This window comes from Caloramator sp. CAR-1, assembly GCF_030546345.1.
Classification (GTDB): domain Bacteria; phylum Bacillota; class Clostridia; order Clostridiales; family Caloramatoraceae; genus Caloramator; species Caloramator australicus.
The window spans coordinates 20,455-27,275 of the sequence record NZ_JAUONW010000045.1 but is presented as its reverse complement, the minus strand read 5'-3'; the positions used below and the strand labels follow the sequence as shown (position 1 = coordinate 27,275).

Below are 6,821 nucleotides of genomic sequence, written 5' to 3'. Positions count from 1 at the left end.
TCTTTAACTACCTCAACAAGTTTTGTAAAATCCCATTCTTTTGACAGCATTTCTTCTACATTTTTTATTAATTTAGTAGTGAAATTTATTAAATGTTGTTGTATAATATCATGTTGTATAATATTATTCAAAAGAGACACCCCCTTATTGATTTGTGTTTTTTCCACTTTTTATTTTACCACAGGGGTTGTCTCTTTTAAATTTTTTGTCCTTTTTCGTCCTACAATAATTTTACACTATGATCGGCCTCTTTTAAATTTTTAAAAAACTTTAAACGTGGTATAATATAATAATGTATTTGAAAATCGCAATATTAGGAGGATTAGATATGCTACTTAAGGAAGGAGAAGACGGGGTCAAAATTTATAGACTTCAGCCGGTTCAGATTTTAGCCTTAGGTTTTGCAGCTGTGATTTTAATTGGGGCGCTTTTATTAAAACTTCCAATTTCATCTGCCGATGGTAATGCAACGCCCTTTTTAGATTGCCTATTTACAGCTACATCCGCTGTGTGCGTAACCGGACTTGTTACACTTGATACCGGAACCCACTGGAGTTTGTTTGGTCAAGTTATAATACTTTTACTTATTCAGATTGGTGGACTTGGCTTTATGACCTTTGCAACCATGTTTGCAATAATTCTTGGAAGAAAGATAAGCCTAAAGGAAAGGCTTATAATGCAGGAGGCCTACAACGCCTTTAATATTCAGGGTATAGTTAAGCTTGCAATTTATGTTATGGGGATAACCTTTTCAATAGAGGGGTTAGGCGCTATTCTATTATCTACCCAATTTATTCCACAATACGGCTGGAAAAGAGGAATTTATTACGGCATATTCCACTCAGTATCCGCCTTCTGCAATGCCGGGTTTGATCTTATAGGTGGATTTAGAAGCTTAACGCCCTATACTGAAAATGTGGTTATAAACCTTACAGTTATGTCACTTATCGTAATTGGCGGTTTAGGTTTTGGTGTTGTTACTGAAATTATTAACAATAGAAATTTTAAAAAGCTCTCTTTACATTCGAAGGTGGTTATATTTGCAACTACAATTTTAATAGTTACTGGTGCGGTAGCCTTTTTTATACTTGAATACAATAATCCTAAGACTTTAGGAGCTTTATCTTTTAAGGGTAAAATTTTATCAAGTCTATTTGCATCCATAACTCCAAGAACGGCTGGATTTAATACCATAAATCTTCCGGATATGACAACAGCAAGCAAGTTTTTAACTATAATTCTTATGTTTATAGGTGCATCCCCAGGCTCAACGGGTGGCGGTATAAAAACCACAACAGCGACATTAATTTTAATGATAGTTTTAGCCGTTATAAAAGGTAGAGAGGATACCGAAATATTTGAAAGAAGGATTCCAAAGGAACTTGTTTATAGAGCAGTTGGAATAACATTTATAAGCTTTATGTTGGTTATTTTTGTTACGATGGTTCTTTCCATAACACAGCAGGGAGAATTTATGGAGTTTATGTATGAGGCAACATCAGCCTTTGGAACGGTAGGTTTAAGCCTTGGTTTAACAACCAGACTCGATGCTATAGGTAAGTTAATAATAATATTTACCATGTATTCGGGAAGAGTAGGACCACTAACTCTTGCCCTTGCCTTTGCAAGAAAGCAGCTGATGGCAAGCAAGGCTATAAAATACCCAGAGGATAAAATACTGGTAGGATGATTAGGAGGATTGTTATGAAATCTAAGCAATTCGTAGTTATTGGACTTGGAAGATTCGGCTCAAGCGTTGCTAAAACCCTTTATTCCCTTGGCAACGAAGTTTTGGCTATAGATAAGGACGAAGAGACTGTTCAAAATATATCCGACTTCGTAACCCATGCCGTTCAGGCAGATGCTACAGATGAATCCACAATAAGATCCTTAGGTATTAGAAACTTTGACGTTGCAGTTGTAACGATAGGTTCAGATATTCAATCGAGCGTTATGGTAACTCTACTTTTAAAGGAGCTTGGAATAAAATACGTTATAGCAAAGGCCCACAATGATCTTCATGCAAAGGTGCTTTACAAGATAGGTGCTGATAGGGTTGTATTCCCTGAAAGGGATATGGGGGTTAGAGTAGCCCACAACCTTTGCACATCGAATATCCTCGATTTTATAGAACTGTCACCGGACTACAACATAATTGAACTTACGGCAATTGAAGAATGGCATAATAAATCCTTAAGAGAGCTCGATATGAGAAATCAATATGGATTTAACGTTATGGCAATAAAGAGGGGCAAGGAGATTGATGTCTCCCCGGGTGCAGATGATGTTATAAAACCGGGAGATGTGCTTGTTGTGATATCCACAAACGAAAACATTAGAAAATTTGAAAACGAAAAATTAAGGTAGGATGTTTATGTTAGGGAAAAATAATCCTTTAATAAAGGAGTCTTTAAAGTTAAAGCAAAAAAAATATAGGGATGAGCTAAATAAATTTTTAATTGAAGGTGTTAGATTTGTTGAAGAGGCTATTAAGGAAAATTTTGTAGAGTATATTTTTTATTCGAACAAAATCCTTGATTCAAAGTATTCATATATTTTGGACTGGGATGTCAAAAAATATGAAGTTAATGAGGATGTAATTAAAGAACTTTCAGATACTGAAAATCCTCAAGGTGTGGCTGCAGTTTGTAGAAAGAGGGAAAACAGGGCTGATTTAAAGGATTTTGTTGTTATAGCCGATGGGGTTCAGGACCCTGGAAACCTTGGAACTATAATTAGAACCCTTGATGCGGCAGGAGCCGATGCTCTAATCATTATAAAGGGGACAGTTGATCCCTATAACTCAAAAACTCTACGTTCAACAATGGGGTCTATATTTAGAGTCCCGATAGTGTATTTTGATGATTTTGAAAAAGCCTCAGATTATCTTAAAAATAAAGGCTTTAATATATATGCAACAAGCCTTGAGGCAGAAAAGCTAATTTACGATTACAACTTTAATGAAAAAACAGCCCTTGTTATAGGAAACGAGGCAAACGGAATTTCAAAGGAGCATATAGAACTTTCAACACATAAAATAAAAATTCCGATGATTGGAAAGGCAGAATCTTTAAACGCTGCAGTTGCATCGGCCATTGTAATATACGAAGTTGTAAGGCAAAGATTGACAAGATAAGCCTTAAAAATTATAATTTAATAAGAATTTAATATCCGAAACGGTGAAGGAGCACAGTAGGTCGGTGATGTGCACAGGGAGGGCCTGCCGCGATTGAGAGCAAGCCTGCAATGTAGCCGATTGAACCTTCCCTCCAGAGTTCCTCAGCTGAAATTAAGTAGGCTGATGGCGGCATTGCCGTTATAAAAATAAGAGGAGCCATTGGCTCAATTAGGGTGGTACCGCGGTTTCCCCGTCCCTACTAGGGATGGGGATTTATTTTTATACAAAGGGAGGTTAGAGGATGAGAGAACAGCTTGAAAAAATAAAATTAGAAGCTCTAGAGGAAATTAAGGAAGCTACAAACAGCCAAAGGATAGACGAGATTAGAGTTAAGTATCTTGGCAAAAAGGGAAGTTTAACTACGATTTTAAGGGGAATGGGGAGCCTATCTCCTGAGGAAAGACCAATAATTGGAAAGTTTGCCAATGAAGTTAGGGAGTTTATTGAAGAGGAAATTAAAAAGGCCCTTTTAAATATTAAAAATAAGGAAAGGGAGCTAAAAATAAAGGGCGAATACATAGACATTACGATGCCGGGGAAAAAGGTTGAAATCGGTGGAATTCATCCTTTAAATAAGGTTTTAGACGAGATCAAGGATATATTCTTTGGAATGGGCTTTTCAATCGCAGAAGGACCTGAAGTGGAGCTTGACTACTACAACTTTGAGGCCCTTAATGTTCCCAAGAACCATCCTGCAAGGGATGAGCAGGATACCTTCTATATAAGCGAAAATCTTGTTTTAAGAACTCAGACATCCCCAATACAGGTAAGAACCATGGAAAAGACAAAACCACCAATAAGAATCATTGCACCAGGAAGGGTTTATAGATCTGATGCAGTTGATGCTACCCACTCACCTATATTCTACCAGATTGAAGGATTAGTTGTAGACAAGGGAATTACAATGGCAAACCTTAAGGGAACCCTTGAAACCTTTGCAAAGAGGTTCTTTGGAGAAAAGACAAGGACTAAATTTAGACCTCATCATTTCCCATTTACAGAGCCATCAGCTGAGATGGATGTATCCTGCTTTGTTTGTGACGGAGAAGGCTGCAGGGTATGTAAAGGCTCAGGATGGATCGAAATATTAGGATGTGGAATGGTGCATCCAGATGTTTTAAGAAAGGGCGGAATAGACCCTGAGGAATACAGCGGATTTGCCTTTGGAATGGGGCTTGATAGAATAGTTATGATAAAGTATGGTATAGATGATATAAGGCTTCTTTATGAAAACGATATTAGATTTTTAAAGCAGTTTTAAGGAGGGATAAGATGAAGGTTCCATATAATTGGCTGCTGGAGTATGTTGACATAGAAAAGGATATAAGGGAAGTTGCCGATGCCCTTACAATGTCAGGATCAAAGGTTGAAGAGGTTATAGAATATGGCAAGGAAATAGACAAAGTAGTTACAGGATTGATAGAAAAAATAGAAAAGCACCCTAATGCTGATAAGTTAAGGGTATGTCAGGTTAACGTTGGAGAAGAAGTTATCCAAATTGTAACAGGTGCTGAAAATGTTCAAGAAGGAGATACTGTTCCTGTTGCCCTCCATGGCTCTACATTGCCAGGTGGAGTTAAAATAAAAAAGGGAAAACTAAGGGGAGTAGACTCTAACGGGATGCTCTGTTCTGAGGCAGAGCTTGGAATTGCCGATGACGATTCAGTTCACGGAATTATGATTTTACCTAAGGGGACTCCAATTGGAGTTGACATTAAAGAAATATTAGGTCTTAAGGGTGGAATACTTGATTTTGAAATAACTTCAAATAGAGCAGATTGCTTTGGGGTTTACGGAATTGCAAGGGAAGCCTCTGCCACATTTAGAGTCCCATTAAAGGGAATTGAGACAAGTTTTAAGGAAAAGGACGAGAATATTAAGGATTATATAGATGTTGAAGTTAAGGATGATTTATGCAGAAGATACGCAGCAAGGGTAGTAAAAAATGTAAAGATAGGTCCATCACCTGAGTGGATGCAGCAGCGCCTTATGGATGCTGGAGTAAGACCGATAAATAATATAGTTGACATTACAAATTATGTTATGCTTGAACTTGGCCAACCTATGCACGCCTTTGACCATAGGTTTATAAATGGCAAAAGGATAATAGTAAGAAGGGCTGAGGATGGTGAAAAATTTACAACCCTTGATGGAGTTGAAAGAACATTAGATTCCTCAATGCTAGTAATTGCCGATGAAAAGGGTGCTGTTGCGGTTGCAGGAGTTATGGGAGGACTTGACTCTGAGATAAAGGACGACACAACAACTGTAGTATTTGAATGTGCAAACTTTAATGGACCTAATGTAAGGCTTACAGCTAAAAAATTAGGACTAAGAACAGAATCCTCCTCAAGATTTGAAAAGGATTTAGATCCAAACCTTGTGGATTTAGCCCTTGACAGAGCTTGCCACCTTGTTGAAGCTCTTGAAATTGGAGAGGTTGTAGGCGGAAAAATAGATATATACAAAAACCCTGTAAAGCCCTATACATTAGAAGTAGATCCTAACTGGATAAATGATTTCATAGGAATTAATATATCAAAGGAAGCAATGGCAAATATGCTGGGCTATCTTGGAATGAAGGTTGAGGTAGGAGATAAGCTAAAGATTGAAGTTCCAACCTTCAGGCAGGATATAAGGATTAAAGAGGATGTTGCAGAAGAGATAGCAAGGCTCTACGGATATGACAAAATCAAAGCAGAAAAGATAAAGGGTGAGGCGGTTGAGGCTGTTCTTACTAGGGAACAAAGGCTTACGAATATAATAAGAAATGTTCTTGTAAATAGGGGCTTTTTCGAGATAAACACATATTCCTTTATAAGTCCTAAGGCTTTTGATAAAATAAGGCTTCCAGAGGATAGCCCATTAAGAAATACAGTAAAGATTTTAAATCCTCTCGGGGAAGACTTTAGCATAATGAGGACAACATTAATTCCTTCAATAATGGAAACATTGAAGATAAATTATGCAAGGGATAACAAGGAAGTTAAAATATTTGAAGTTGCAAAGACTTATCATCCAGCCGAAAACATGCCCTATGAACCTGTAAAGCTTTCAATTGGAATGATAGGGAAAGTTGACTTTTATGATTTAAAGGGAGTTATTGAAAATATACTTTATGTTTTAGGAATTGATAAAGTAGATTATGAAAGGGACGAGAAGAATCCAATATTCCATCCTGGAAGATGTGCAAAGCTTTTAGTAAGAAGAAAGTCAGTTGGCTACTTTGGAGAAGTTCATCCTGAAGTTGCTGAAAACTACGAAATTGAAGACAGAATTTATGTTGCTGAAATTGAGCTTATGCCGTTATTTGAAGCATATAAAACTGAAAGAAAATATAAGCCTCTTCCCAAATATCCTGCTGTTGATAGGGATATTGCAATTTTAGTTAAGGATGAAGTTGCTGTTGCTGAAATTGAAAATATCATATGGAAGATAGGAAAAGAAATAGTAGAACAAGTTAAACTCTTTGATGTTTATAAAGGAAAACAAGTTCCAGAGGGAATGAAATCAGTAGCATACTCTATAATCTACAGAAGAGAAGATAGAACACTAACGGATGAAGAAGTTAATAAGGTTCACGAGAGCATCATAAAATCCCTTTCAGAAAAGCTTGGAGCTCAGTTAAGATAATCTTTTACCC

At 36.9% G+C, this 6,821-nt stretch carries 5 protein-coding genes; all 5 read left to right on the top strand.

Annotated elements, in window-relative coordinates; translation table 11 throughout:
- Window positions 1-328 precede the first annotated feature (328 nt).
- The 5 genes from Q3V94_RS12715 (at window position 329) to pheT (ending at window position 6,811) form a co-directional block, all read left to right on the top strand.
- Window positions 329-1,690 carry a TrkH family potassium uptake protein gene (locus Q3V94_RS12715; protein ID WP_008908023.1) on the top strand — a complete coding sequence of 454 codons (1,362 nt, stop codon included), beginning with the start codon at window positions 329-331 and terminating at the stop codon, window positions 1,688-1,690.
- A gap of 14 nt (window positions 1,691-1,704) precedes the next feature.
- On the top strand, window positions 1,705-2,367 hold the full coding sequence (locus Q3V94_RS12710; protein ID WP_008908024.1) for a TrkA family potassium uptake protein: 663 nt from the start codon (window positions 1,705-1,707) through the stop codon (window positions 2,365-2,367).
- A 7-nt stretch (window positions 2,368-2,374) separates the two neighbouring features.
- The gene (locus Q3V94_RS12705) at window positions 2,375-3,136 is read left to right on the top strand and encodes an RNA methyltransferase (protein WP_008908025.1); all 762 of its coding nucleotides are present in this window, start codon (window positions 2,375-2,377) and stop codon (window positions 3,134-3,136) included.
- Between the two features lie 283 nt (window positions 3,137-3,419).
- The gene (gene pheS / locus Q3V94_RS12700) at window positions 3,420-4,439 is read left to right on the top strand and encodes a phenylalanine--tRNA ligase subunit alpha (RefSeq protein ID WP_303528255.1); all 1,020 of its coding nucleotides are present in this window, start codon (window positions 3,420-3,422) and stop codon (window positions 4,437-4,439) included.
- Between the two features lie 11 nt (window positions 4,440-4,450).
- Window positions 4,451-6,811, top strand: a complete 2,361-nt coding sequence (gene pheT, locus Q3V94_RS12695) for a phenylalanine--tRNA ligase subunit beta (protein WP_303528252.1) — start codon at window positions 4,451-4,453, stop codon at window positions 6,809-6,811.
- Window positions 6,812-6,821 lie beyond the last annotated feature (10 nt).

Coding starts and splice junctions, on each gene's coding strand:
- Q3V94_RS12715 (WP_008908023.1), top strand. CDS start 329: ATGCTACTTAAGGAAGGAGAAGACGGGGTCAAAATTTATAGACTTCAG.
- Q3V94_RS12710 (WP_008908024.1), top strand. CDS start 1,705: ATGAAATCTAAGCAATTCGTAGTTATTGGACTTGGAAGATTCGGCTCA.
- Q3V94_RS12705 (WP_008908025.1), top strand. CDS start 2,375: ATGTTAGGGAAAAATAATCCTTTAATAAAGGAGTCTTTAAAGTTAAAG.
- pheS (WP_303528255.1), top strand. CDS start 3,420: ATGAGAGAACAGCTTGAAAAAATAAAATTAGAAGCTCTAGAGGAAATT.
- pheT (WP_303528252.1), top strand. CDS start 4,451: ATGAAGGTTCCATATAATTGGCTGCTGGAGTATGTTGACATAGAAAAG.